A 24217-nucleotide genomic window follows, 5' to 3' on the forward strand; every position below is an offset into this window, starting at 1 on the left:
GCGATCAGTTGCTCGCCAGCCGCCGTGCGAAGTGGACCTCGATGGCGCGGCGGACCCCCTTGGCGATATCGCGACGATATTTTTCGGAGAAGAGCAGCTTCGCATCCTCCTCGTTGGAGATGTAGCCCGTTTCCAGCAGCACGGAGGGCACGTCCGGGGCCTTGAGCACGATCAGGCCGGCAAAGCGGTGGAACTCGTCCTTGAAGGGGATGTGCGGCGCCATCTCGCGCTGGAGCAGCACCGCGAAATCGGCCGAGATGTTCATCGTCTCGCGCTGGGCGAGGTCGAACAGGATCGAGGAGACGTCCTCATTCTCCCCGCCGAGATTGACGCCGTTCAGCACGTCCGCCCGATTCTCGCGCGCGGCGACGGCGGCGGCCACCCGGTCGGACGCGACCTCGGACAGGGTGTAGATGGTGGCGCCCCGCGCCGCCGGATTGGGGGCGCTGTCGGCATGGACCGAAAGGAACAGGTCCGCCCCCAGCCGGCGCGCTATCTCCCGCCGCTCGCCCAGCACCAGGAAACGATCCGTCTCGCGGGTGAGCGCCACGCGCACCCGGCCGGATTCGACCAGCTCGTCGCGGATGGCGAGCGCGATGGCCAGCGCGGCATCCTTCTCCCGGCGCCCGCCCGGCCCCAGCGAGCCCGGATCATGGCCGCCATGGCCGGCATCGATCACCACCAGCGGGCGATTGCTGCCCTTCGCCCCGATCACGCGGGGAAGCGGCGGCCCATCGCCTTCCGCCGAACGATCCAGCGGCACGCGCACGGCCGACCGATCGGACCGGCGCGGCGCGGATGCCTGGACGGCGACGGGCGGCAGGAAGACGCGCCGGGGCGCATCGATGCTGCGGGCGAAGGCGCGTTCGCTGGCGCCCGCTATCTCCAGCACCAGCGACCGGCCGTCCGCCGCGAACCCGCCGCCCTTCACCAGCGCGGGGCCTTTCAGGTCCAGGACGACGCGCGCGGTGCGCGGATCGAACTGCGCCTGCCGGATCGCGGCGATATAGCCGCCGGCCTCCCCGCCCGACCCGGCATGGGCGGATGCGATGTCGATGGCGATACGGCGCGGCCCGTCCAGCGTGAAGACCGACGCCTTCTCCACCGGCCCGTCGAAGCGCAAGGTGATGCTGTCCCCCAATATCTCGACGCCCCGGATCGACGCGGCGTCGATCGGGGTCGCGATGAAGATGGCAAGCAGAACCAGGCAGAGGACGCGTGGAATTGCGGAAAAGATCTGCCTGTCCCCCCCTTCGTCCTTCGATCGGCGCAAGCGACCGAATATTCCGCCGCCAGCCTGCGCGATGCGCGAGATCATGTTTCGTGCCGTCCCGTAGCGCTTTCCGGTTTCGCCTTGAAGCATAGGGGCAAACACTTACTTTACCAAAGTCCCGATATCACGGCCCTGCCGGACAGTTGTGGTTGCCCGCCGTCCGCGCAGATGCTAGCAGCGGAATATCCGCGCGGCTGCCTTTGATCCAACAGGGCAAGGCCCGATCGGAACAGGAGCCGCATTTGCGGCCGCCCATCTAGGTTGACGCTGCATGAGTCTTGATTTCCCGAACCTCAGTCGCCCCTCGAAAGGTGGCGGCGCGTCGGTTCGGGGCCTGTTTCCGGCGCACGGTGCCGGACATGACATTGCGGCAGACGCACAGTTTCTCTTTTTCAACCGGGTGAACTGGCGCGGCATCGCGACGATGCCGGCGCCTGCGCCCCTTACATATCGCGCGCCGCGCCGCAGACTGGCGGATGGCGGACGCGCCCGGAGAATAATGAATGACCATGCGCATGCTGATCGACGCGCGCCACCGGGAGGAAACCCGCGTAGCCGTCGTCAAGGGAAACCGCATCGAGGAATTTGATTTCGAGTCCGCCGAGCGCAAGCAGCTCAAGGGCAATATCTATCTGGCCAAGGTGACGCGCGTCGAGCCGTCGCTGCAGGCGGCCTTCGTCGATTATGGCGGCAACCGCCACGGCTTCCTCGCTTTTTCGGAAATCCACCCCGATTACTACCAGATCCCCAAGGAGGATCGCGAGGCCCTGCTGCGCGAGGAGGCGGAGCACGCCGCCGAGGAAGAAGCGCTGCGCCAGCGCGAGGAGGCCGAGGAGGATCATCATGATGACGAGGATCATCATGACGATCACGATCATGACGACGACGCCAATGGCGAAAGCGAGGATGCGCCCCGCCGCAGGCCGACGAGCGCCGGCGGCGGCGACGAGAATGCCGTGGAGGCGCTGCGCGCCAAGCGCATGAACCTGCGCCGCCGCTACAAGATCCAGGACGTGATCCGCCGCCGCCAGGTGCTGCTGGTGCAGGTGGTGAAGGAGGAACGCGGCAACAAGGGCGCGGCGCTGACCACCTATCTCAGCCTTGCCGGCCGCTATTGCGTGTTGATGCCCAATACCGCCCATGGCGGCGGCATCAGCCGGAAGATTTCGAACGCCGCCGATCGCAAGCGCCTGAAATCGATCATGGCGGAACTCAACCTGCCGAAGACGATGGGCTGCATCGTCCGCACGGCGGGCCTCCAGCGCACCAAGACCGAGATCAAGCGCGATTTCGACTATCTCGCCCGGCTGTGGGACGAGATTCGCGAGAATACGCTGCAGTCCGAGGCACCGGCGCTGATCTACGGCGACAGCGACCTCATCAAGCGGGCGATCCGCGATATCTACAATCGCGACATCGACGAGGTGATCGTCGAAGGCGAGGAAGGCTATCGCCAGGCGCGCAGCTTCATGAAGCTGCTGATGCCGAGCCATACCAAGAAGATCGTGGCCTATAACGATCCGGTGCCGCTGTTCCAGCGCTTCGGGGTCGAGGACCAGCTCGCCGCGATGTATCAGCCGATCGTCCAGCTCAAGTCCGGCGGCTATCTGGTCATCAATCCCACGGAAGCGCTGGTTTCGATCGACATCAACTCGGGCCGTTCGACGCGCGAGCATAATATCGAGCAGACCGCGCTCAGCACCAACCTCGAGGCCGCGCACGAGATCGCGCGCCAGCTTCGCCTGCGCGACATGGCCGGCCTGGTCGTGATCGATTTCATCGACATGGAATCGAACTCGAACAACCGCAAGGTCGAGAAGGCGATGAAGGAGGCGCTGAAGAACGACCGCGCCCGCATCCAGGTGGGCCGCATCTCCAGCTTCGGCCTGTTCGAGATGAGCCGCCAGCGGCTGCGCACCGGCGTGCTCGAGGCCTCGACCCGCCAGTGCCCGCATTGCGAGGGCACCGGGCTCGTCCGCACCGCATCCTCGGCCGGCCTTTCGGCGCTGCGCATGCTGGAGGACGAGGCCGCGCGCGGGCGCGGTTCGCGGCTCGTGCTGCGCGCCAGCCAGGAAGCCGCCTTCTACGTCCTCAACCGCAAGCGCGACGAGATCGGCGAGATCGAGGAACGCTATGGCGTGCTGATCGAAATCCTTTCGGACGGCTCGCTCGAAGGCGCGCGGATGACGGTGGAATCCTCCGGCCCGCCGCCGGCCTATACGCCGCGCCTGCCGCAGCCCGTCGCCATCGAGCCCGAGGATGACGACATCCTCGATATCGAGGACGAGGAAGAGGAAGAAGCCGCCGAGGAAGCCGAGGCCGAGGCCGCCGGTGGCGAGCAGGAACGGCGCGACAGCGAGGAACGCGGCCGCCGTCGCCGCCGTCGCCGCCGTCGCGGCGGCCGGCGCGAGGAGGGTGAGACCGCCCCGCGCGACGAGCAGACCGAGGGCGAGAACGAAGAAGCCGGCGACGACGAGGACGAGCAGGGCGAAGCCCCCGCCGTCAGCGCCGAGAGCGAGGCCGAGCGTGAGGAGCGCGAGGAAGGCCGTCGCCGCCGTGGCCGTCGCGGCCGTCGTGGCGGCCGCCGCCGCAACGGCGACGAGACGGTGACCGACGCCGCGACCGTGGAAGCCGAATCGGCCGAGGCCGAGGAAGCGGAGACCGCCGCGCCGGTGGCGGCCGAGGCTCCCGCCGCCGAGGCGGTGGCCGAGGAAGGCCCGGCCAAGCCGCGCGCTCGCCGGCGTCCGCGTGCCCGCAAGGAGGCCGAGGCCGAAATCGTCGTGGCCGAAGCACCCGCCGCGGTGGCCGCTCCCGTCGAGGAAGCCGCCGTGGAGCCGGTCGCGGAGGAAAAGCCCAAGCGCACCCGCCGCACCGCGCCCAAGGCGGAAACCGCCGAGGCCGTGGCCGACGCGAAGCCGAAGGCGGCGCCCAAGCCCCGCGCCACCAAGGCCAAGGCGGCCGCGCCTGTCGAAACCCCGGCCAATGACGAGGAGGCCCCGGCCAAGCCGCGCCGCCGCACCCGTGCCAAGGCGGCGGATGCGCCTGCCGAGGCGGCCGTCGCGGAAGCCCCAGCCGCGCCCGACGCGGCGGCCGATGCCGCCCCGCGCCGGGGCTGGTGGCAGCGCACGTTCGGCAACTGATCGCCTGACGGCGGCCGGCCATCCATCCGATGGCCGGCCGCTTTCATCCGGAGTTCAGGCGCATGGGGAGACATCCGGCATGATGCATCGCTCCGTCCGTCCCCTTCCCGGCAGGCAGATCGGCCGCTGGCTGATGGCGCTGCTGCTCTCCATGGCGCTGCTGGCACGGCCGGCGATGGCGCAATCCATCCTGCGCGATGCCGAAACCGAATCGCTGCTGAACGATATCGCCCGCCCGATCGTCGTCGCCGCTGGGCTCGAGCCCAACAATGTCCAGATGGTCCTGATCCAGGACAAAGAGATCAACGCCTTCGTCGCGGGCGGCCAGATCGTCTACATCCATTCCGGCCTGATCACCGCGGCGGACAACGCCAACGAGGTGCAGGGCGTGATCGCCCACGAGGTGGGCCACATCACCGGCGGCCATATCGTCCGCTTTTCCGAAGGCGCGCGCGCGGCGACGGGGATCAGCATCCTTTCGCTGCTGCTGGGCGTGGCCGCGATCGCGGCCGGCGGCGGCGAGGCGGGCATGGGCATCCTTTCCGCGGGCCAGCAGGCGGCGATGAGCAACTTCCTCGCCTTCACCCGCACCCAGGAATCGAGCGCGGACGCCGCCGGCGCCAGCTTCATGAAGAAGGCCGGCATATCGGGGAAGGGATCGGTCTCCTTCTTCCAGAAGCTGCGCAAGGAGGAATTCCGCCTCTCCTCCAGCTATGCCGATGTCGATCCCTATGCCCGCACCCACCCGATGTCGGCCGATCGCGCCGCCGTGATGGAGGCGGAGCTGAAGACCGATCCCGCCTGGAACAAGCCGACCGATCCGGCGCTGGAGGCCCGCTTCCAGCGGGTGAAGGCGAAACTCGCCGGCTTCGTCCAGGACCCCAAGGTCACGCTGATCAAATATCCCGAAAGCGACCAGAGTATCCCGGCCTGCTATGCGCGCGCTTATGCCTGGCATCGCGCCGCCTATCCGGACAAGGCGGTGGCGGAGGTCGACAAGCTGATCGCCGCCCAGCCGCACGATCCCTATTTTCTCGAGCTCAAGGGCCAGGTCCTGCTCGAATCCGGGCAGCCCAAGGCCGCGATCGCCCCCTTGCGCGAGGCGGTGGAGCGCACGCGCAGCACCCCGCTGATCGCCACCCTGCTGGGCCATGCGCTGATCGCGTCCGAAGACCCCGCCAACCTGGCCGAGGCCCGCACCGTGCTGCGCAACGCCGTGGCGCGGGACAATGAGAATCCCTTCGCCTGGTATCAGCTCGGCATCGTCTACAGCCAGGAAGGCGATATCGCGCGCGCGGCGCTCGCCACGGCGGAACGCTATGCGATGACCGGCCAGCCGCAGCTCGCGCTCGGCAACGCCGAAACCGCGATGCGCGGCATCCCGCAGGGCACGCCCGATTATGTGCGCGCGGAGGATATCGCATTGACATCCCGGCAGGCGATCGCCGATCGCAAGCGACGCTGAACGGAAAGGGGCCGGCACGCCCGTGCAGGAAAACAGGAAAGGATATTGGGTGGCAGGCATCATCGGTGCGCTGGCCGGGGGAGCGGCCGCGCTGGCGCTCACGGCATTGCAATCGGCCCCCTCGGCGGGAACGGTTCCGGCCAGGGATCGCGCCGCGATCGAGGCGATCGTCCATGACTATATTCTCGCCCATCCGGAGATCATCCCGGAGGCGATGGAGAAATTGCAGGGCCGCCAGACCGCGCAGCTGATTGAAGCCAACCGCAAGGCGCTGGAAACGCCCTTCGCGGGCGCCTGGGCCGGCGCGCGCGACGGCGACGTCGTGCTGGTCGAATTCTTCGATTATTCCTGCGGCTATTGCCGCCAGAGCGTCGCCGACGTCGATCGGCTGATCAAGGAGGACCCGAAGCTCAAGGTCGTCTTCCGGGAACTGCCGATCCTGGGCGACGCCAGCGACGCGGCGGCGAAGGTCAGCCTGTCCGCCGCGCGGCAGGGCGCCTTCTATCCCTTCCATCTCAAGCTCTACAATAGCGGCCGGCCCACGCCCGCTGCCATTGCCGAGGTGCAGAAGCAGGTCGGCCTCGATCCCGTGCGCGTGGCGGCGGACGGCAAGGCGGCCGAGGTGCAGGCGGAGATCGACGGCAATATCGGCCTTGCCCGCACGCTCCAGCTCAGCGGCACGCCGGCCTTCATCGTCGGCAACCAGTTGCTGCCCGGCGCCGTCGGCTATGACGCGCTGAAGAAGGCGATCGCGGAGGCCCGCACCGCCAGGCGCTGAGACGCCGATCCGGCGGCGGCGCGGATCAGCTTTCCGCGCCGCTGTCCGGTTCGGGCTTACGCCCCTTGAAGCCCTGGGCGATCACATACCATTCGGACGAGTCCTTGCGGCTCGCCGGCGGCTTGGCGTGCTTGACGGTGGTGAACAGGCGCTTGAGCTCGGCGACCAGATCATTGTCCGCGCCGCCTGCCAGCACCTTGGCGACATAGGCGCCGCCGGGCCGCAGCACGTCCGCCGCGAAGGCGCAGCCGGTCTCGACCAGCGCCATGGTGCGCAGATGATCGGTCTGGGGATGGCCCACGGTGTTGGCCGCCATGTCGGACAGGACGAGATCGGCCGGTCCGCCCAGCGCTTCGCTCAACAGATCGGGCGCGGCATCGTCCATGAAATCCATCTGCAGGATGGTGACGCCGTCGATCGGATCGACCGGCAGCAGATCGATGCCGACGATCGTCGCCTTGGGCGATACCTTGCGCACCACCTGGCTCCACCCGCCGGGCGCGATGCCGAGGTCGACGACGCGGCTCACCCCTTTCAGCAGGTGGAAGCGCTCGTCCAGTTCCAGCAGCTTGTAGGCCGCGCGCGAGCGATAGCCCTCGGCCTTGGCGCGGCGCACATAGGGGTCGTTCAGCTGGCGCTCGAGCCAGCGGGTCGAGGCGGCGCTGCGTCCCCGTGCGGTCTTCACCCTCTGGCGGCCGCCCGATCCGCCGCGGCTCATTGCTTCATACTCATGCGCGCCCGGTCTCACGCGCCATCAGCGAACGCAAGATGCCTTCGCGAATCCCGCGGTCGGCAACCCCCAGCCGCTCCGCCGGCCAGATGTCGATGATCGCCTCCAGGATGGCGCAGCCGGCCACCACCAGATCGGCGCGTTCCGTGCCGATGCAGGGCAGGCCCGCGCGTTCGGCGACGGACATGGACGACAGGCGCGTGCTGATGTCGCGCATCGATTGCGCCGGCACCATCAGCCCGTCCACCGCGCGCCGATCGTAACTTGCGAGGCCGAGATGCAGGCTCGCGAGCGTCGTCACCGTGCCGCTGGTGCCGAGCAGGCGGGACGACGCATGGTTCGCCCCCGCCAGCCCCTCGGCAAAGGGCGCGAACGCCTCCGCCACCCGCGCGCGCATGCGCCCATAGGCGGCCAGCCGCGCCTCGCGGTCCGCCCAGTCGTGAGGCTCGGTCTCGGTGAGCGAGACGACGCCCCAGGGCGCGGAAAACCATTCGATGATGCGCGGCGTATCCCCGACGGGCTCGATCAGCACCAGTTCGGTGGAGCCGCCGCCGATGTCGAAGATGAGCGCCGGCCCCTCCCCCGGCTCCAGCAGCACATGGCAGCCCAGCACGGCCAGCCGCGCCTCCTGCTCCGCCGAGATGATGTCGAGCGCGATCCCCGTCTCACGATAGACGCGCTCTACGAACTCGCGCCCGTTGCTCGCCCGGCGGCAGGCCTCCGTCGCCACCGATCGCACCAGCGTCACCTGCCGGCGCTGCAATTTTTCCGCGCAGATCGAAAGCGCGGCGACCGCGCGGTCCATCGCCCGGTCGCTGAGCCGCCCCGTCGCGGCCAGACCTTCGCCCAGACGAACGATTCGCGAAAAGGCATCGACGACGACGAAACCTTCCTCCGCCGGCCGCGCGACAAGTAGACGACAATTATTGGTGCCAAGATCAAGCGCCGCATAAGTGCGGCGGTGGAGCCGCCTCTGGGGCGCGTCGGGGGCCGCGTTGCGCGAAAAGCTTCCGCGTCGCGGCGCCGCCATTCCGGTCTGCTGCGCCATGCAATCACTCTTATCTTTCCGGCCGATCCGATGCCGCCGGGACTTGGGAGGGAGACTATCGGCACATGGAGGTCGCGGCAAGGCCGCCCGCGACAGGGATCGAACGTTGGGGCGTTGACAGGAGGCAGGACGGCTTATATTGCGCGCGCCTGCCTTTTGCCCCGTCGTCTAAAGGTAAGACTACGGACTCTGACTCCGTCAATCGAGGTTCGAATCCTCGCGGGGCATCCACTTCGGGCGATGCGAAACGTTCCACCGGCAGAAATCCCCCATTCAGGTTGGAATTAAGAGAGTTGCCGGTAAGATGGCCAGGGCGGCCCCGCGTTCGGGCGCCGTTCGCGTAGAGGAGAATCCGATGTCCGAATCCGAATCGACCACCGGCAAGGCGCAATCGTCCGGCACCAAGAAGGCCGGCCGGATCACGCCCGCGGCGGGCATCGGCGTGGGCGTCGCGATCGGATCGGCCGCGATCGTCGCCGCTCTGCTCTACGCCAATCGCAACAAGAAGGGCGACAAGGCCTCCTGATCGGCCAGCCCGCGGGGGGCTTCAGAAATCGGTCGCGAGGGTGAAGGCCACGCCGGATCCGGGCGTGGCGTCGCCCGCCACGCGGAAACGGCCTTCCAGCGCGCCCGTCACCATCGCTCCCGCGATCGGCAGGCTGATCGCGGCACGGGGGCCGATATCGAGGCGGTTCGCGCCGGGCTGGGCACCGCCCCATGCCCCCGCGCCCAGCCGCAGGGCGACATCGGGCGCAATATCCCGGCGATGGGCGATGCGGACCGCGCCGTCGGCCAACAGATCGCGCGCATGGATGCCGACAATCCCGGCCTGGGCATAGCCGTCAGCCTCCATCCCCGCCCCCAGCGCCCGCCAGAATCCGCCCGCCGCATAGGCCGACCAGGCATTGCGGCCCTCGCCGCCAAGATCGATTCGCCGCTCGATCGACAGGCGGATCGCCCGGTCGGGCAAGGGGTGGAGATCGATGCCGATCGCGCCTTCGGCCGCGCGCGGCGAATCGGTCGGCGCATAGAGCCGGGCGGCGAGGCTGAGATCGCGATTCGCCCGCCAGGCGATCCGGCCGCCCACCTGCCCTCCGCCAAGCTGGCCGCCCGCCGCCAGCCCTTCGCCGCCCCCGCCGCGCGCGAAGAGATAAAGACTACCCGACCAGCGCGAGCCTTCCGCCGGCGCCACATCCACGGGAGCGACCGGGAGATCGGAGGGTGGAAACGGTGGCGGGCCTGATGCAGGGACCGGAGCATCCTCCGGCCCGTCCGCCACCTGGGTGACGGGCCAGGGAAATACCGGGACATGTGCGGCCAACCGGGTCTTCGCCACCCCCGCCGTCTCCGGCTCCGGACCCGGATCGGCATACGCGAGAAACGATGGATGGATATCCCGATGCGGCGGCGGCGATTGCGGCCGGATATCCCACCGCGCCGTCAGGAGCGGAGGCGCATCGGCGGCGTCGCTTCCCTGCACCCACCATATCCGCGCGCCGATCCAGGACGCCACCACCAAGGCCAGAAAGCGGATCGGCGGCGCAGCCAGCTTCATTCGGCGCCGCCGGCCGGGAAGCGATGGCGCGTCTTGTCCCATCGGAGCGCGGTGCGCCCGCTCCGCAGATAGAAGAGCAGCGCGCGCCAGGCGGCCATGATGCTGATGATATTGCCCACCATCATCCGCACCGGCGCGCGCATCGCCTCACGCGCACCGTAAAAGCGCCAGACCATCCAGCAGCGCATCGCCATGCGCCAGCCGAGCAGGCCGAGGTTGATCCAGCACAATGTGGACAGCGGCGGATCGAGCACCGGCGCGGGCAGGCCGCCGGCCCGATGCGCCACCGCCGCGGCCGCCCACAGCAGCAAGGCGAGATAGGCCGCGCTCACGATCAGCGCGGCCAGCACCGCCCGGCGATCGCGCAGCCGCATCCAATGTTCGGCGATGCCGCCGCGCCAGCCCAGCCGGTCCCAGCCCGCCAGCGCGATGCCGATCAGCCAGCGCGTCTTCTGCCGCACCGCCGCGTCGATCGTCGCCGGGAAATAGGCGCGCACCGCCACCAGCGGCCCGCCATCGTCCACCGGCAATCGCACGAAGACGCCGCGTCCGCCCATTTCGGCGACGCGCAGCCCAAGCTCATAATCCTCCGTCAGGCTGTCGGCGTCGAAGGGCAGGCCGCCGCGCGTGGCCGCGATCCGGGCGATCGTATCGCGCGCGATCGCGCATCCCACGCCTGCGGAAGGAAGCGCCGCGCCGATCGCCTCGCGCACGACCAGCTGTTTCCCGTGCGCCTCGGCAAACTCGTCGCAATAATGGCCGCTGATCCAGAGCGAGCCCGGCACCACCAGCGGGATCACCGGCAGCTGCACCAAGGCGAAGCGTTCGATCAGCCGGTCGAACACGACAAGCTCGGCCGGGTGCACGACGTCCTCGGCATCGTGCAGCACGATCGCCTTGAAGCGGATGCCGGTCGCCCTTTCCTCCTCCAGCAGCGCCAGCCAGAGGCGGTTCAGGCATTCGGCCTTGGTGGTCGGGCCGGGCAGCCGCCCGTCGACCATCCGCACCCGGCCGCCGCGCGCATGGTTCGCCTGCACGGCCCGGACGGCCATCTGTGTCGCCGGATCATTGGGATAGACGCCCACGAATATGCGGAAATCGGCATGATCCAGCCGATCGAGCGCATGGCGGAGCATCGGGCCGATCACCTCGCCTTCGTCCCAGGCACCGATGAAGATGGCGATCCGGCCGGGGCTATCGGGCGGCGGCAGGCGGGCGGCCGTGGCGGGCCGATGACGGCGATAGACGGTGAGCCGCCGCTTCGCGGTGCGCAGCAGCCACAGCATATCCATGGCGAGATCGTCGATCCCACCGATCAGGATCCCGATGGCCGCAAATAACGCGACTTCGCGCAATGCGGCATCGAGAAGCCATGGCAAAGCCCCCGCTCCCGGCATTCTCCTGCCCCCCGGGACGGGAACATGTCGCGCGGAGTTCGACCGCGCAAGACGATAATGCCATAATAATGCCGGGCTTTACTTTGCCTCGATTGCCGTTGACCTTCGATTGCGGCTGGATTCCCTGTCCGCCAGACGGCATTTTCGAACCACAATGAAAAGGGGAGCGGATGATGCGGCGGCTTTTCGGAATGCGCTGGGCGGCCCTGCTGCTGGTCCTCGCGCCCGTCGCGGCCTCCAGCGACGTCGCTCCGCAGGTGGTGATGGCGAGGCCCGGCGGCGCGGGCGGCCTGATCGAACGCTTCACCATGCGCTTTTCCGAACCGATGGTGCCGCTGGGCGATCCGCGCGCGGCCGCGCCCTTCGCCGTCGCCTGCCCGGTTCCGGGCAAGGGCCGCTGGGTCGACCAGTCGATCTACGTCCATGAATTCGATCGGGCGCTGCCCGGCGGGCTTTCCTGCGCCCTATCGCTGCGCGACGGGCTGAAGACGCTGCGGGGCGCGACCCTTGCCGGCCAGCAGCGCTTCGTGATCGATACAGGCGGTCCCGTCGCCCGCGCCGTCCTGCCGTCGCGCTATGGCGGGGACGTGGCCGAGGACCAGATATTCCTCGTCGCCGCCAATGTCGTGCCGGATCGCGCCTCCGTGGCGCAGGCCGCTTATTGCGCCGTCGACGGCATCGGCGAGAAGATCGCGGTGGACGTGCTGCCGCCCGCGACCGTGGGCGACATCCTCGCCGGCATGGGGCCGGATCGCTACGAGGTGCGCAATTTCCTCTCGGAAGCCGGCCTGCCGGAAGTCCTGCCCAGGGACGCCGGGGAACGGGCGACGGCGCTCGCCGGCATCACCGCGCTCAAATGCCGCCGCCCGCTGCCGCCGGGGCGCGACATGGCGCTGCTGTGGGGTGCCGGCATCAGCGGGCCGGGCGGACGCACGGCCGGCGCGGACCAGCGCTTCGATTTCACGGTGCGCAAGGCGTTCGAGGCGCGGTTCGAATGTTCGCGGGTGAATCCGCAGGCCGGCTGCAGCCCCGTCGAGCCCGCCAATGTCCGCTTCACCGCCCCCATCGCGCGCGCGGCGGCCGAAGGCATCCGCATCCGCCTTGCCGACGGCACCGAGCTGCGGCCCGAGATCGCGGACAAGAGCGCCGCGCAGGTCAGCGCCGTCCGCTTCAAGGCGCCCTTCCCCGAATCGGTGGACGGCAGGCTGCTGCTGCCGGAACGGCTGATCGACGATAGCGGCCGCCCGCTTGCCAATGCCGGGCGCTTTCCGCTCGACATCCGCTTCGATGCCGCGCCGCCGCTGGTGAAGTTCGCGGCGCCGTTCGGGATATTGGAGGCGAAGGAAGGCGGGATGCTGCCCGTCACCGTGCGCAATGTCGAACCGGCATTGCAGGGCGGCACGCTGGCGGTGGGCGGCAATATCGCCCGTATCGATGGCGACGACGGGGCCGTCGCCCGCTGGCTGCGCACGATCGACAAGGCTGACGACAATGATTTCCGGGAGGAGGGACGCGGCAAGGAGAAGGTGACGGTCAACCACACCGGCGCGAACCCGGTGCTGAGGAACGTGGCCGGCGCCCGCCCGATGTCGCTGGCGCTGCCCGGCAAGGGCCGGCAGTTCGAAGTGGTCGGCATCCCGCTGGCCAAGCCCGGCTTCTACGTCGTCGAGCTGGCGAGCCCCGCGCTGGGCCGCGCGCTGCTGGGCCGCGATGCCACCCGCTATGTTTCCGCAGGCGCGCTCGTCACCAACCTCGCCGTTCATTTCAAGTGGGGGCGCAATACTTCGCTCGCCTGGGTGACGGCGCTCGACAGCGGCGATGCCGTCGCCGGCGCCGACGTGCGGATAACCGACAGCTGTTCCGGCCGCCTGCTGGCGCAGGGCCGCAGCGACGCGCGCGGCCGGCTGGCGATCCGCCGCCTGCCGGAGCCCGAGACCTACGGCGCCTGCGATCCCGACGCATCCCATCCGCTGATGATATCCGCCCGCAAGGACGGCGATTTCAGCTTCACCCTGACGAACTGGTCGAAGGGCATCCAGCCTTATGATTTCGACCTGCCTTATGGCTGGTCCGACGATACCGACATCTTCCACACCATCTTCGACCGCAGCCTGATGCGCGCGGGCGATACCGTGCACATGAAGCATATATTGCGCCGCCCGGTGGCCGCCGGCTTCACCTTCGCCGGGCGGTTGCAGGGCGTACTGCGGCTCACCCATCGCGGATCGGACACCCAGTTCGATCTGCCGCTGGACATCGGCGCCGACGGCATCGGCGAGACGGCATGGACGGCGCCCGCCGGGGCGCCGCAGGGCGATTACGATCTTACGATCGTGTCGGGCGACCGGACGATCTTCACCAACCAGTCGATCCGGGTGGACGAATATCGCCTGCCGACGATGCGCGCGACCATCACCGGCCCCAAGGCGGCGGCCGTGCGCCCCCGGCTGCTGCCGGTCGACCTGTTCGTGGGCTATCTTTCCGGCGGCGGCGCATCGAACATGGGCGTCACGCTGCGCACCGCCTTCCAGACCGACGACAGCACGCCCAAGGGCTGGGAGGGCTGGAGCTTCGGCGGCGCCAGGATCGAAGCCGGGGTGAAGCCGCTGGACGGCGACGGCGGCGAGATTGGCGGCGCGGCCCTGCCTGGCGTGCAGATGCTGCCCGTCACGCTCGACGGCCAGGGCACGGCGCACACCAATGTGGAGATACCGCAGGCGATCGACCAGCCGACCGTGATGGCGGTCGAGATGGATTATCAGGACGCCAATGGCGAGGTGCTGACCGCTTCCCGCCGCCTGCCCATCTATCCATCCGCCGTCCGCGTCGGGCTGAAGACCGACGGCTGGCTGATGAAGGAGGACGATCTTCGCCTCAAGCTGGTGGTGCTGGACGTGGACGGCCGGCCGGTGATCGGCCGCAAGGTGAAGGTGGAGCTTTACAGCCGCGAGGTGATTTCGGCCCGGCGCCGGCTGATCGGCGGCTTCTACGCCTATGACAACAGCGCCCGCACCACCCGGCTGAAGCAGGGCTGCACCACCAAGACGGATTCGCTGGGGCTGGCGGAATGCCGGATCGATCCCGGCGTTTCGGGCGAGATCTATGCGGTGGCCACCGCGGAGGACGATGCCGGCAATGCCAGCCGCGCCGTCCGATCGCTATGGCTGGCGGGCGAGGACGACTGGTGGTTCGGCGGCGACAATGGCGACCGGATGGACCTGGTGCCCGAGCGGCTGGACTATAAATCGGGCGAGACCGCCCGTTTCCAGGTTCGCATGCCCTTCCGCGAGGCGACCGCGCTCGTCACCGTCGAGCGCGAGGGCGTGATCGGCAGCTTCGTGACGAAACTTTCGGGCAAGGACCCGGTGATCGAGGTGCCGCTGAACGGCGCCTATGCGCCCGACGTCTATGTATCGGTAATGGCCGTGCGCGGGCGCATCGGCGGGTTCAGGCTGTGGCTGGCCAATCTCGCCCGCGATTGGGGCCTGCCCTTCTTCAGCCGGGAAGGCGCCGCCCCCACCGCGCTGGTCGACCTGGCCAAGCCGAGCTTCCGGCTGGGCATCGCCAAGATCAATGTCGGGTGGGAGGCGCACCAGCTCGCTGTCGACGTGAAGGCCGATCGCGACGAATATCGCATCCGCGATACGGCACAGGTGAGCGTGCAGGTGAAGGACGCCGCCGGCACGGCGCCGAAATCCGCCGAGATCGCCTTTGCCGCCGTGGACAAGGCGCTGCTGCAGCTTTCCCCCAACCCGAGCTGGGCGCTGATCGATGCGATGATGGGCGAACGGCCGCTGTCCGTGCTCACCTCCACCGCGCAGATGCAGGTGGTGGGCAAGCGCCATTATGGTCGCAAGGCGCTGGCGGCGGGCGGCGGCGGCGGTGGCGACCTTTCCGCCGTCAACCGCGAGGATTTCCGTCCGGTGCTGCTGTGGAAGGGGCGCGTGCCACTCGACCCGCAGGGCCGCGCCAAGGTGGCGGTGCCGCTGTCCGACGCGCTTTCCTCCTTCCGGCTGGTGGCGATCGCCACGGCGGGCGCCGATCGCTTCGGCACCGGCAGCGCCACCGTGCGGACGACGCAGGACCTGACGCTCTATTCGGGCCTGCCGCCGCTCGTCCGATCCGGCGATTTCTACGGCGCGAGCTTCACGCTGCGCAACGGATCGGACCGGCCGATGACCGTGACGGCGACGGCGGAGGTCGCGCCCCGCATCGGCACCGCCCGGCCGCTCACCGTGACGATCCCGGCCGGCGGTGCGGCGCCCGTCACCTGGAACCTGCCGGCGCCGGCGGGCATCGATCGGCTCCGCTGGACGGTATCGGCCCGCGCCTCGGACGGGCGGGCGGTGGACAGGATCACGGTGAACCAGGAGGTGGCGCCCGCCGTCCCGCTGGAAACCTGGGCGGCGACGCTGGTCCGCGTCGGCCCGCAGACCAGCATCATGCTGGCGCCGCCCGCCGGCGCCCTGCCGGGGCGCGGCGAGGTTTCGATCCGGCTGACCGACAGCCTCGCCCCACCCTTGGACGGCGTGCGCCGCTACATGGCCGCCTACCCCTATGACTGTTTCGAGCAGCGCCTGTCCAAGGCGGTGGCGACGGACGATGCCGGCGCCTGGGGCCGGCTGGCGGGCGAGATCCCGGCCTATATCGATCGCAACGGCCTGCTCCGCTACTTCCCCGTGGAAAGCATGGAAGGCAGCGAGGCGCTGACCGCCTACGTTCTCCACATCACCGCCGAAGCCGGCTTCGTCCTTCCCGAGGCCGCCAGGGCGCGGATGATCGAGGCACTGAAGGCGGTGGTGGACGGCCGCGTCGAAAGCGCCGGCCAGGGGATCGGCGAGCGGCGCTACCTGCGGCTGGCGGCGCTGGCCGCCTTGGCCCGCAACGGCGCCGCGACGTCGGCGATGCTGGGCCAGATCGGCCTCAGGCCCGCCGACATGCCCAGCTCCGCGCTTGCCGACTGGCTGGTCGCGATCGACCGCACCGGCGGCGATCCCGCCCTGCGGCAGGAGGCGGAACGCGTGCTGCGATCGCGCCTCGTCTATGAAGGATCGCGCTTCGACCTCAACGATGCCGGCGCCGCGCCCTGGTGGATGATGACGAGCGGGGACGAGATGGCGATCCGCGCCCTCATGGCCATTCTCGGCCGGCCCGGCTGGCAGGAGGATGGCCCCCGCATGATGGTGGGCGTGGCGCTGCGCCAGAAGCGCGGCCATTGGGATACGACGCCGGCCAATGCCTGGGGGGCGCTGGCGGCAAAGCGCTTCGCCGCGCTCTACCCCGCCGAAGCGGTGGCCGGCACCACCACGGCCACGCTCGGCAGCACGACCCGCAGCCAGAGCTGGCCGAGGCCCACCGATGCGCCCCTGCTCCGCCTGCCCTTGCCCGCCGCCCGCGCGCCCTTGCTGCTGGCGCAGAACGGCGGAGGCGGGCCGTGGGCGCAGGTCGCGCTGACCGCCGCCGTGCCGCTTCGCCAGCCGCTGTTCGCCGGATACCGCATCGAAAGGCAGGTGAGCGTGATCCAGCAGCGGGTGAAAGGGCGGTTCACGCGCGGCGACGTCCTCAGGATCCGCATCAGCGTGGATGCCACGGCGGAACGCAACTGGGTGGTGGTGAGCGATCCCATCCCGGCGGGCGCCACCATCGTCGGCAACCTCGGCGGGCAATCGCAGCAGCTGGCCGATCAGGCATCGGACGGGGAAGGCGTGCAGCCATCCTATGTCGGGCGCGGGCTGGATGCGTGGCGCGGCTATTTCGAATGGGTGCCGCGCGGGCGCTTCACCGTGGAATATGCCGTGCGGCTGAACGGGGCCGGCACCTTCCAGCTGCCGCCGACGCGGGTGGAGGCGATGTATTCGCCCGATATCCACGCGGCGCTGCCCAACCAGCCGGTGACGGTGGCACTCAGGTGACGTGATGCGTCCTGTTCGCTGGCTCACCCCGATCAATGGCCTGACCGCCGCCGTCCTCGCGCTGGCGATCGGGCTGGCGGGGCTCTGGCTGTGGACCCTGCCGCCGGCCATGCCGGGCTATGCCGGGGTGCGGGCGGCCTACCGGCCGAGCGAGGCGTGGCTGCGCGACCGCGACGGCCGGCTGCTCGATGCCGAGCGCGTCGACTTCCAGGCGCGGCGGCTGGCATGGACCGAACTGGACGCGATCGCGCCGGCGTTGCGCGAAACCCTGGTCGCCGCCGAGGACCGGCGCTTCTTCCATCATGATGGCGTGGACTGGTGGGCGCTGGCGGGATCGGCGCGGGACCGGCTTTCCGGCAAGCGGCCGCGCGGCGCATCGACGCTGTCGATGCAGCTCGCCGCCTTCCTCGCGCCCGATCTCGCCCGGCCCGGCGCACGGAGCTGGCGGGATAAGCTGCGCCAGATGCGCGCGGCGCGCGCGCTGGAGGCGCGCTGGTCCAAGGACGAGATACTGGAAGCCTATCTGAACCTGGCCGGCTTTCGCGGCGAGGCGCAGGGCGTGGGCGCGGCCGCGCTCACGCTGTTCGGCAAGACGCCGGCCGCGCTTTCGCCCGACGATGCACTGCTGCTGACGGCCTTGCTGCCCGCCCCGCAGGCGAGCGCCGCCGAGGTGGCGCGGCGCGCCTGCGCGATCGGGCGGCGGGCCGATTGCGCGCGCCTGCAGGCCGATGCGGTGGCGATGCTGGGGCCGGCGCGGCGGCTGGCGCTCGACCCCGGCCTCGCGCCCCATCTGGCGGTGAAGCTGCTGCGCCAGCCGGGCATGGCGGTGACGACGACGCTGGACCGCGACATCCAGCGCATCGCCGCCGCCGCGCTCGCCCGCCAGCTGCGCGGGCTGGGCGCCGGCCGCGCGCGCGACGGCGCGGTGGTGGTGGCCGACAATGCGAGCGGCGACGTGCTGGCCTATGTCGGCGGCGTCGGCGGGCTATCGACGGCGGCGGCGGTGGACGGGGCGGACGCCTATCGGCAAGCGGGATCGACGCTGAAGCCCTTCCTCTACGCGCAGGCGATGGAGAAGGGCTGGCTGACGCCGGCATCGATGATCGAGGATTCGCCCGTCCAGCTCGATACCGCCTCGGGCCTCTATGTCCCGCAGAATTACGACCGGAACTTCAAGGGCATAGTATCGGCCCGCACGGCGCTGGCCGGGTCGCTGAACGTCCCCGCCGTGCGCACATTGCTGCTGACGGGGGTGGAGCCGTTCCGCGAGCGGCTGGCCGAGACGGGCTATGGCGGCCTGACCGAGGACGGCGATTATTACGGCTTCAGCCTGGCGCTGGGATCGGCCGAGGTGACGCTGCTGGAGCAGGCCGATGCCTATCGCACCCTGGCGAACAGCGGGCGTTATACGCCGCTGCGCATCCGGGCGGACGATCCGAAGGCGTCGCCGCGCACCGTGTTCACGCCGCAGGCCGCCTTTCTGGCCGCCGACATGATGGCCGATCCCGGCGCGCGGGCCGTGACCTTCGGGCTGGATAGCGCGCTGCGCCTGCCCTTCTGGGCAGCGGTGAAGACCGGCACGTCCAAGGCTATGCGCGACAATTGGTGCATCGGCTTTTCCGATCGCTTCACCGTGGCGGTGTGGGTGGGCAATCTGGAAGGCGATCCCATGCGCGGCGTTTCCGGCACCAGCGGCGCGGCGCCGGTGTGGAGGGAGGTGATGCTGGCCCTGCATCGCGACAGGCCGGGCCGCCGCCCCGCCCCGCCGCCGGGGCTGGAGCGCCGCGCCATCCGCTTTGCCGGCGATGTCGAGCCGCCGCGCGGCGAATGGTTCCTGAAGGGGACGGGGCAGGCGATCGTCGCCGCCACCCCGCCGGCCGCGCGGCGGCCGCGCATCGCCGATCCGGTGGCCGGCACCGTCTATGCGATCGATCCCGACATCCCGATGGACCGCCAGCGCATCCGCATCGCCACCTCCGGCGCGGTGGAGGGCCATCGCCTGATGCTGGACCGGCGCGATCTGGGGCCGGCAGACAGCCAGCCGCTGATATTCGCCGGACCGGGCCAGCACCGCCTGCTGCTGGTCGATGCCGGCGGCAGGGCGGTGGACCGGGTGCTGTTCAGCGTGCGGTAGGAGGCGGTTCAGCCGCGCAGCGCGGAGGCCGCGCGGGCGGCGGCCTCGATCGCCGCGCGATCGGGCTCGCCCTTGCCGACCACCCAGCTGCCGCCGACGCACTTCACGGCCGGGATGGCGAGCCAGTCCGGCGCGGTCTTCTCCGTGATCCCGCCGGTGGGGCAGAAGCGGACGGTATGGAAGGGGGCGGCCAGCGCCTTCAGGGCGGGAATGCCGCCATTGGCTTCCGCCGGGAAGAATTTGAAGCGGGTGAGGCCGAGATCGAGGCCGCGCATGATATCGGCGGAGGTGGCGATGCCCGGCAGGAAGGGAATGCCGCTGGTGATCGCCGCGCGGCCGAGCGCCTTGGTGAGGCCGGGACTGACGATGAAGCGCGCGCCGGCATCCACCGCCTGTTCGAGCTGATCGGCGTTGAGCACGGTGCCGGCGCCGACCACGGCGCCCTCCACCTTCGCCATCTCACGGATCACATCCAGCGCGGCGGGCGTGCGCAGCGTCACTTCCAGCGCGCGCAGGCCGCCGGCCACCAGCGCCTCGGCGATCGGGCGGGCATGGGCCACATCCTCCACCACCAGCACGGGGACCACGGGCGCCAGCTCCATCACGTCATCGATATTCATCTTCGGTCCTTGGTCCTTCTGCATGCTCTTCGGGCCGGGCAGGCCCGTCAGGATAGATGGCGATCAGCGCCCCCGATCACAGGCCGGCGCTCGCCAGCATGGCGGAGGCGCCTTGTTCGGCGCCGTCGGCGGAGTGGCGCATGAAGGCGAAGAGTTCGCGGCCGGTGCCTGGCTGGGCGCGGGGCGGGGCGGCTTCGGGGCGGGATGCCCATTCGGCCTCGTCGACCAGCGCCTGCAGCGTGCCGGTGGCGGCGCAGACGCGGACGACATCGCCGTCGCGCAGCCGCGCCAGCGGGCCGCCGCCAAGCGCTTCCGGCGTGATGTGGATCGCAGCCGGCACCTTGCCCGACGCCCCCGACATCCGCCCGTCCGTCACCAGCGCCACCTTGAACCCCTTGTCCTGCAGCACGCCCAAAGGCGGCGTCAGCTTGTGCAGTTCCGGCATGCCGTTGGCGCGCGGGCCCTGGAAGCGCACCACCACCACCACGTCGCGATCCAGCTCGCCCGCCTTGAACGCCCGGTTCACATCGTCCTGGTCGTGGAACACCCGCGCCGGCGCCTCGATCGTCCAGCGGGACGGATCGACCGCGCTCGTCTTCATCGTCGCCCGGCCGAGATTGCCCTGGAGCAGCCGCATCCCGCCATCCGGCTGGAACGGATCGGCCACCGGCCGCAGCATCTGCGGGTCCAGGGGCTCGGCCGGCGCCGGCTGCCAGGCTAGGCTGTCGCCTGCCAGCACCGGATCGGCCGCATAGGCGCGCAGCCCCCCCTGCCAGATGGTGAGGATATCGCCGTGGAGCAGGCCCGCATCGAGCAGGGTGGAAATCACATAGGCCATGCCGCCGGCCGCCTGGAAATGGTTCACGTCGCCCGATCCGTTGGGATAGACGCGCGCGATCAGCGGCACCGCCGAGGACAGCCGGTCGAGATCCTCCCAGTCGATGACGATGCCCGCCGCCCGCGCGATCGCCGGCAGGTGGATGGCGTGGTTGGTCGATCCGCCCGTCGCCAGCAGGCCGACCGCGGCGTTGACGATCGCCTTCTCGTCGATCACGCGGCCGATCGGGCGGTAATCCTCGCCACCCCAGCCGATTGCCGCCAGCCGGTGGACGGCGGCGCGCGTCACTTCCTGCCGCAGCTTGGTGCCCGGATTGATGAAGGCCGCGCCCGGCACGTGCAGGCCCATCACCTCCATCATCATCTGGTTGGAATTGGCCGTGCCGTAGAAGGTGCAGGTGCCGGCATCGTGATAGGAGGCGGCCTCCGCCTCCAGCAGCTCCGCCCGGCCGACCTTGCCTTCGGCATAAAGCTGGCGGACGCGCTGCTTCTCCTTGTTGGCCAGCCCCGAGGGCATCGGCCCGGCCGGCACCAGCACCATCGGCAGATGGCCGAAGCGCAGCGCGCCGATCAGCAGGCCCGGCACGATCTTGTCGCAGATGCCGAGCAGGGCCGCGCCCTCGAACATGCCGTGGCTCAGCGCCACCGCCGTCGACAGGGCGATCACGTCGCGGCTGAACAGCGACAGCTCCATGCCGCGCTGCCCTTGCGTCACCCCGTCGCACATCGCCGGCACCCCGCCCGCCACCTGCGCGGTGATCCCCGCCTCGCGCGCCCAGAGCTTCATCCGCTCCGGATAGCCGCCATAAGGCTGATGGGCCGAAAGCATGTCGTTATAGGCGGTGACGATCCCGACGTTCATCGCCCCGCCCGCCCGGATCGCGGGCTTGTCCGCCCCCGACGCCGCGAAACCGTGCGCCAGGTTGCCGCACGACAGACGCGGACGATCCACCCCGCCATCCCGCTCCCGCTCGATCAGCTCCAGATACGCCCCGCGCCCCGCCGCCGACCGCTCCACCACCCGAGACGTAACTGACGATATAATCGGGTGAAGATCAGTCATGCCGCGGACCAGTGGATATCGATCGGCTGTTCGGCATCGGCCAGCACCCGGCCGATCGGCACGGTCGAAAGCGGGCCGTCCGCGATCGCCTTTTCCAGCACCTTGCGCTTGGCGTCGCCGGAAAGGGTGATGAGGATGGTGCGCGCCGAAAGAATCGCCGCGCGGGTCAGCGTGACGCGGGCGACGGGGGCCTCGGGCGGCAGCGGATCGGGCAGCACGCCCACCGCGCGGCGCGCCTTGGGGCCGTTCAGCGCCTCGTCCTGATCCGGCCCGGCGAAGATCGAGGCGGTATGCCCGTCCGCGCCCATGCCCAGCCAGACGAGATCGGGCGGCCAGTGCAGATCCTGCAGCCGCGCGTCGGCGGCCTTACCGGCCGCGTGATGATCGGTCGCGGCCTCGCTGACGATCGGCATCACCCGCGCGCCCAGCGGCAGGAAGGTGCGCGCGATCATCGCGACGTTGCTCAGCGGATCATTGACCGCCACCAGCCGATCGTCGGTGGGGATGATGGTGACGTTCTTCCACTTGATCTTCGCGTTCGCCAGCTTCGCGAAGACCGGCGCGGGCGTCTTGCCGCCCGGCAGCGCGATCAGGGCCTGGCCGCGTGCGTCCAGTGCGCTTTCGATGATGAAGCCGACGTCGCCGGCGACGGCATCGGCCATCTCATCGGCATCGTCATAATCCCACCATTCCGCTTCAATCATGCCAACTCACTCCGTCACGTTCGGTCAGCGCTATCGCCGCCGACGGGCCCCAGGTGCCCGCCGGATAGCTCTTGGGCGTCATCCCGTTCGCCGTCCAGCCATCGCGGATCGCATCGACCCATTCCCATTGCGCCTCCACCTCGTCGCGGCGGACGAACAGGGTGGGATCGCCCTCGATCAGGTCGAGCAGCAGCCGCTCATAGGCGATGCGCCGCCGGCTGCCGGCGAAGGCGGTGGTGAGCGACAGATCGAGCGGCACCTCGCGCAGGCGGATGCCCTCGCGATCGAGGCCCGGCTCCTTCGCCATCACCAGCAGGCGGATCTCTTCCTCGGGCTGGAGGCGGATGACGAGCTTGTTGGCATGCACCCGGCCGCCGCGCTCGGCGAACATCGAATGCGGCACGGGGCGGAACTGGATGATGATCTCCGACTGGCGGTTGGGCATGCGCTTGCCGGTGCGCAGGTAGAAGGGCACCCCCTTCCAGCGCCAGTTATCGACATGCGCCTTCAGGGCGACGAAGGTCTCCGTATCCGAAGGCCGGCCCAGCTCCTCGACATAGCCGGGCACCGGCACGCCGCCGACCGCACCCTTGGCATATTGGCCGATCACCGTGTGGGTGAGCGCGGTCTCGCGATCGATCGGGCGGAGCGAGCGCAGCACCTTCACCTTCTCGTCGCGCACGGCGCGGGCATCGAAATGGGCGGGCGGCTCCATGGCGACCAGAGCGAGCAGCTGGAGCATATGGTTCTGCACCATGTCGCGCAGGCTGCCCGATCCGTCGAAATAGGCGGTCCGCCCTTCGAGGCCGACGGTTTCCGATACGGTGATCTGGACATGCTCGATCCCGGCGGCGTTCCACAGCGGCTCGAACATCAGGTTGGCGAAGCGTAGCGCCAGCAGGTTCTGGACGGTTTCCTTGCCGAGATAATGGTCGATGCGGAAGGTCCTGGCCTCGGGGAAGACCGCCGCCACCGCATCGTTGATCGCCCGGCTGGAGGCGAGATCGGTGCCGAGCGGCTTTTCCAGCCCAATGCGAACGTTGTCACCGGCCAGACCGGCAGAGGCGAGGCCGGCGATCGTGGGCTCGAACAATTGCGGCGCGGTCGACAGGAAGATGGCGAGATTCTCCCGCGCGGCGCCCACCTTCTTGCCCAGCGCGGCATAGCCTTCCGGGTTGGACGCATCGAGCGGAACATAATGCAGCCGCTTCAGGAAGCCCGGAATCGCATCGCGCGCCATCCGTTCTTCCGGGACATGCTTTTCCAGCGCCTCGCCCGCGAAGGCGCGGTATCCGGCATCGTCCAGGCCGCTGCGCGCCGTGCCGGTGATGGCGAGATCGGGCGCGATCAGCCCTTCGGCGTGGAGCGCGAACAGCGAGGGCAGCAGCATCCGCTGCGCCAGATCGCCGGTGGCGCCGAACAACAGAAGACCACGCGCTCCACTCGTCATGGGATTCCTTTTCGATCGGGTAGGCCCGGTCGAACCGGACGCCGGCATATCTGCGCGTTTCGGGCGCATCCGTCAAAGCCCGGACGGCCCGCGCGTGACAAATTTTCCCGC

General features: G+C 69.7%; 15 protein-coding genes and 1 tRNA gene. 7 read left to right on the forward strand and 9 right to left on the reverse strand.

All coding sequences use genetic code 11. The annotated features are described in order from the left end of the window. Positions 1–4: 4 nt before the first annotated feature. Positions 5–1318: an N-acetylmuramoyl-L-alanine amidase gene (locus G432_RS09435; RefSeq protein WP_015458597.1), complete on the reverse strand. Its 1314-nt coding sequence runs from the start codon at positions 1316–1318 to the stop codon at positions 5–7. A gap of 458 nt (positions 1319–1776) precedes the next feature. Here G432_RS09435 and G432_RS09440 point away from each other — a divergent pair, with 458 nt between their 5' ends. The 3 genes from G432_RS09440 to G432_RS09450 all read left to right on the forward strand — a co-directional run bounded on the left by G432_RS09440 (position 1777) and on the right by G432_RS09450 (position 6656). Next, a complete protein-coding gene (locus tag G432_RS09440) occupies positions 1777–4413 on the forward strand; it encodes an Rne/Rng family ribonuclease (protein ID WP_015458598.1) in 2637 nt (878 codons plus the stop codon). 79 nt (positions 4414–4492) lie between these two features. Next, positions 4493–5878, forward strand: a complete 1386-nt coding sequence (locus G432_RS09445) for a M48 family metalloprotease (RefSeq protein WP_015458599.1) — start codon at positions 4493–4495, stop codon at positions 5876–5878. A 49-nt stretch (positions 5879–5927) separates the two neighbouring features. After that, a complete protein-coding gene (locus G432_RS09450; protein ID WP_015458600.1) occupies positions 5928–6656 on the forward strand; it encodes a DsbA family protein in 729 nt (242 codons plus the stop codon). A gap of 25 nt (positions 6657–6681) precedes the next feature. Here the strand turns inward: G432_RS09450 and G432_RS09455 are convergent, their stop codons facing one another. Continuing rightward, a complete protein-coding gene (locus G432_RS09455) occupies positions 6682–7374 on the reverse strand; it encodes an RlmE family RNA methyltransferase (protein WP_015458601.1) in 693 nt (230 codons plus the stop codon). 10 nt (positions 7375–7384) lie between these two features. Next, positions 7385–8434 (reverse strand): Ppx/GppA phosphatase family protein, encoded by a 1050-nt coding sequence (locus tag G432_RS09460; RefSeq protein ID WP_015458602.1) that lies wholly within the window; start codon positions 8432–8434, stop codon positions 7385–7387. Between the two features lie 157 nt (positions 8435–8591). Here G432_RS09460 and G432_RS09465 point away from each other — a divergent pair. Both G432_RS09465 and G432_RS23700 read left to right on the forward strand, forming a co-directional pair. Then, positions 8592–8665: transfer RNA gene (locus tag G432_RS09465), tRNA-Gln, on the forward strand. Between the two features lie 124 nt (positions 8666–8789). After that, positions 8790–8960 (forward strand): hypothetical protein, encoded by a 171-nt coding sequence (locus tag G432_RS23700; RefSeq protein WP_170112616.1) that lies wholly within the window; start codon positions 8790–8792, stop codon positions 8958–8960. 21 nt (positions 8961–8981) lie between these two features. Here the strand turns inward: G432_RS23700 and G432_RS09470 are convergent, their stop codons facing one another. Both G432_RS09470 and G432_RS09475 read right to left on the reverse strand, forming a co-directional pair. Beyond that, the gene (locus G432_RS09470; protein ID WP_015458603.1) at positions 8982–9989 is read right to left on the reverse strand and encodes a hypothetical protein; all 1008 of its coding nucleotides are present in this window, start codon (positions 9987–9989) and stop codon (positions 8982–8984) included. Beyond that, positions 9986–11386 carry a glycosyl transferase family protein gene (locus G432_RS09475; protein WP_015458604.1) on the reverse strand — a complete coding sequence of 467 codons (1401 nt, stop codon included), beginning with the start codon at positions 11384–11386 and terminating at the stop codon, positions 9986–9988. Before G432_RS09475 ends, G432_RS09470 begins: the two co-directional genes overlap by 4 nt. 170 nt (positions 11387–11556) lie before the next feature. Here G432_RS09475 and G432_RS09480 point away from each other — a divergent pair, with 170 nt between their 5' ends. Further along, positions 11557–17298 carry an alpha-2-macroglobulin family protein gene (locus G432_RS09480; protein WP_015458605.1) on the forward strand — a complete coding sequence of 1914 codons (5742 nt, stop codon included), beginning with the start codon at positions 11557–11559 and terminating at the stop codon, positions 17296–17298. 4 nt (positions 17299–17302) lie between these two features. Further along, positions 17303–19432, forward strand: coding sequence for a penicillin-binding protein 1C (gene pbpC / locus G432_RS09485; RefSeq protein ID WP_015458606.1), 2130 nt, complete (start codon positions 17303–17305; stop codon positions 19430–19432). Positions 19433–19440: 8 nt separating this feature from the next. On the opposite strand, the gene eda is transcribed toward pbpC, so the two are convergent. The 4 genes from eda to zwf all read right to left on the reverse strand — a co-directional run bounded on the left by eda (position 19441) and on the right by zwf (position 24106). Continuing rightward, the gene (gene eda / locus G432_RS09490; protein ID WP_015458607.1) at positions 19441–20052 is read right to left on the reverse strand and encodes a bifunctional 4-hydroxy-2-oxoglutarate aldolase/2-dehydro-3-deoxy-phosphogluconate aldolase; all 612 of its coding nucleotides are present in this window, start codon (positions 20050–20052) and stop codon (positions 19441–19443) included. 76 nt (positions 20053–20128) lie between these two features. After that, positions 20129–21952: a phosphogluconate dehydratase gene (gene edd / locus G432_RS09495; RefSeq protein ID WP_015458608.1), complete on the reverse strand. Its 1824-nt coding sequence runs from the start codon at positions 21950–21952 to the stop codon at positions 20129–20131. Further along, positions 21949–22656, reverse strand: coding sequence for a 6-phosphogluconolactonase (pgl, locus tag G432_RS09500; RefSeq protein ID WP_015458609.1), 708 nt, complete (start codon positions 22654–22656; stop codon positions 21949–21951). The genes edd and pgl overlap by 4 nt, the downstream gene beginning before the upstream one ends. Next, positions 22649–24106, reverse strand: a complete 1458-nt coding sequence (zwf, locus tag G432_RS09505; protein WP_015458610.1) for a glucose-6-phosphate dehydrogenase — start codon at positions 24104–24106, stop codon at positions 22649–22651. The genes pgl and zwf overlap by 8 nt, the downstream gene beginning before the upstream one ends. Positions 24107–24217: the final 111 nt, after the last annotated feature.

This window comes from Sphingomonas sp. MM-1 (assembly GCF_000347675.2).
Lineage (GTDB): Bacteria > Pseudomonadota > Alphaproteobacteria > Sphingomonadales > Sphingomonadaceae > Sphingomonas_E > Sphingomonas_E fennica.

What these genes read in the sequence shown, in the direction of transcription:
- G432_RS09445 (WP_015458599.1), top strand. Translation starts at nt 4,493, where the DNA reads ATGATGCATCGCTCCGTCCGTCCCCTTCCCGGCAGGCAGATCGGCCGC.
- G432_RS09440 (WP_015458598.1), top strand. Translation starts at nt 1,777, where the DNA reads ATGACCATGCGCATGCTGATCGACGCGCGCCACCGGGAGGAAACCCGC.
- pbpC (WP_015458606.1), top strand. Translation starts at nt 17,303, where the DNA reads ATGCGTCCTGTTCGCTGGCTCACCCCGATCAATGGCCTGACCGCCGCC.
- edd (WP_015458608.1), bottom strand. Translation starts at nt 21,952, where the DNA reads ATGACTGATCTTCACCCGATTATATCGTCAGTTACGTCTCGGGTGGTG.
- G432_RS09455 (WP_015458601.1), bottom strand. Translation starts at nt 7,374, where the DNA reads ATGAGCCGCGGCGGATCGGGCGGCCGCCAGAGGGTGAAGACCGCACGG.
- G432_RS23700 (WP_170112616.1), top strand. Translation starts at nt 8,790, where the DNA reads ATGTCCGAATCCGAATCGACCACCGGCAAGGCGCAATCGTCCGGCACC.
- G432_RS09435 (WP_015458597.1), bottom strand. Translation starts at nt 1,318, where the DNA reads ATGATCTCGCGCATCGCGCAGGCTGGCGGCGGAATATTCGGTCGCTTG.
- pgl (WP_015458609.1), bottom strand. Translation starts at nt 22,656, where the DNA reads ATGATTGAAGCGGAATGGTGGGATTATGACGATGCCGATGAGATGGCC.
- G432_RS09475 (WP_015458604.1), bottom strand. Translation starts at nt 11,386, where the DNA reads ATGCCGGGAGCGGGGGCTTTGCCATGGCTTCTCGATGCCGCATTGCGC.
- G432_RS09480 (WP_015458605.1), top strand. Translation starts at nt 11,557, where the DNA reads ATGATGCGGCGGCTTTTCGGAATGCGCTGGGCGGCCCTGCTGCTGGTC.
- eda (WP_015458607.1), bottom strand. Translation starts at nt 20,052, where the DNA reads ATGAATATCGATGACGTGATGGAGCTGGCGCCCGTGGTCCCCGTGCTG.
- G432_RS09470 (WP_015458603.1), bottom strand. Translation starts at nt 9,989, where the DNA reads ATGAAGCTGGCTGCGCCGCCGATCCGCTTTCTGGCCTTGGTGGTGGCG.
- G432_RS09460 (WP_015458602.1), bottom strand. Translation starts at nt 8,434, where the DNA reads ATGGCGCAGCAGACCGGAATGGCGGCGCCGCGACGCGGAAGCTTTTCG.
- zwf (WP_015458610.1), bottom strand. Translation starts at nt 24,106, where the DNA reads ATGACGAGTGGAGCGCGTGGTCTTCTGTTGTTCGGCGCCACCGGCGAT.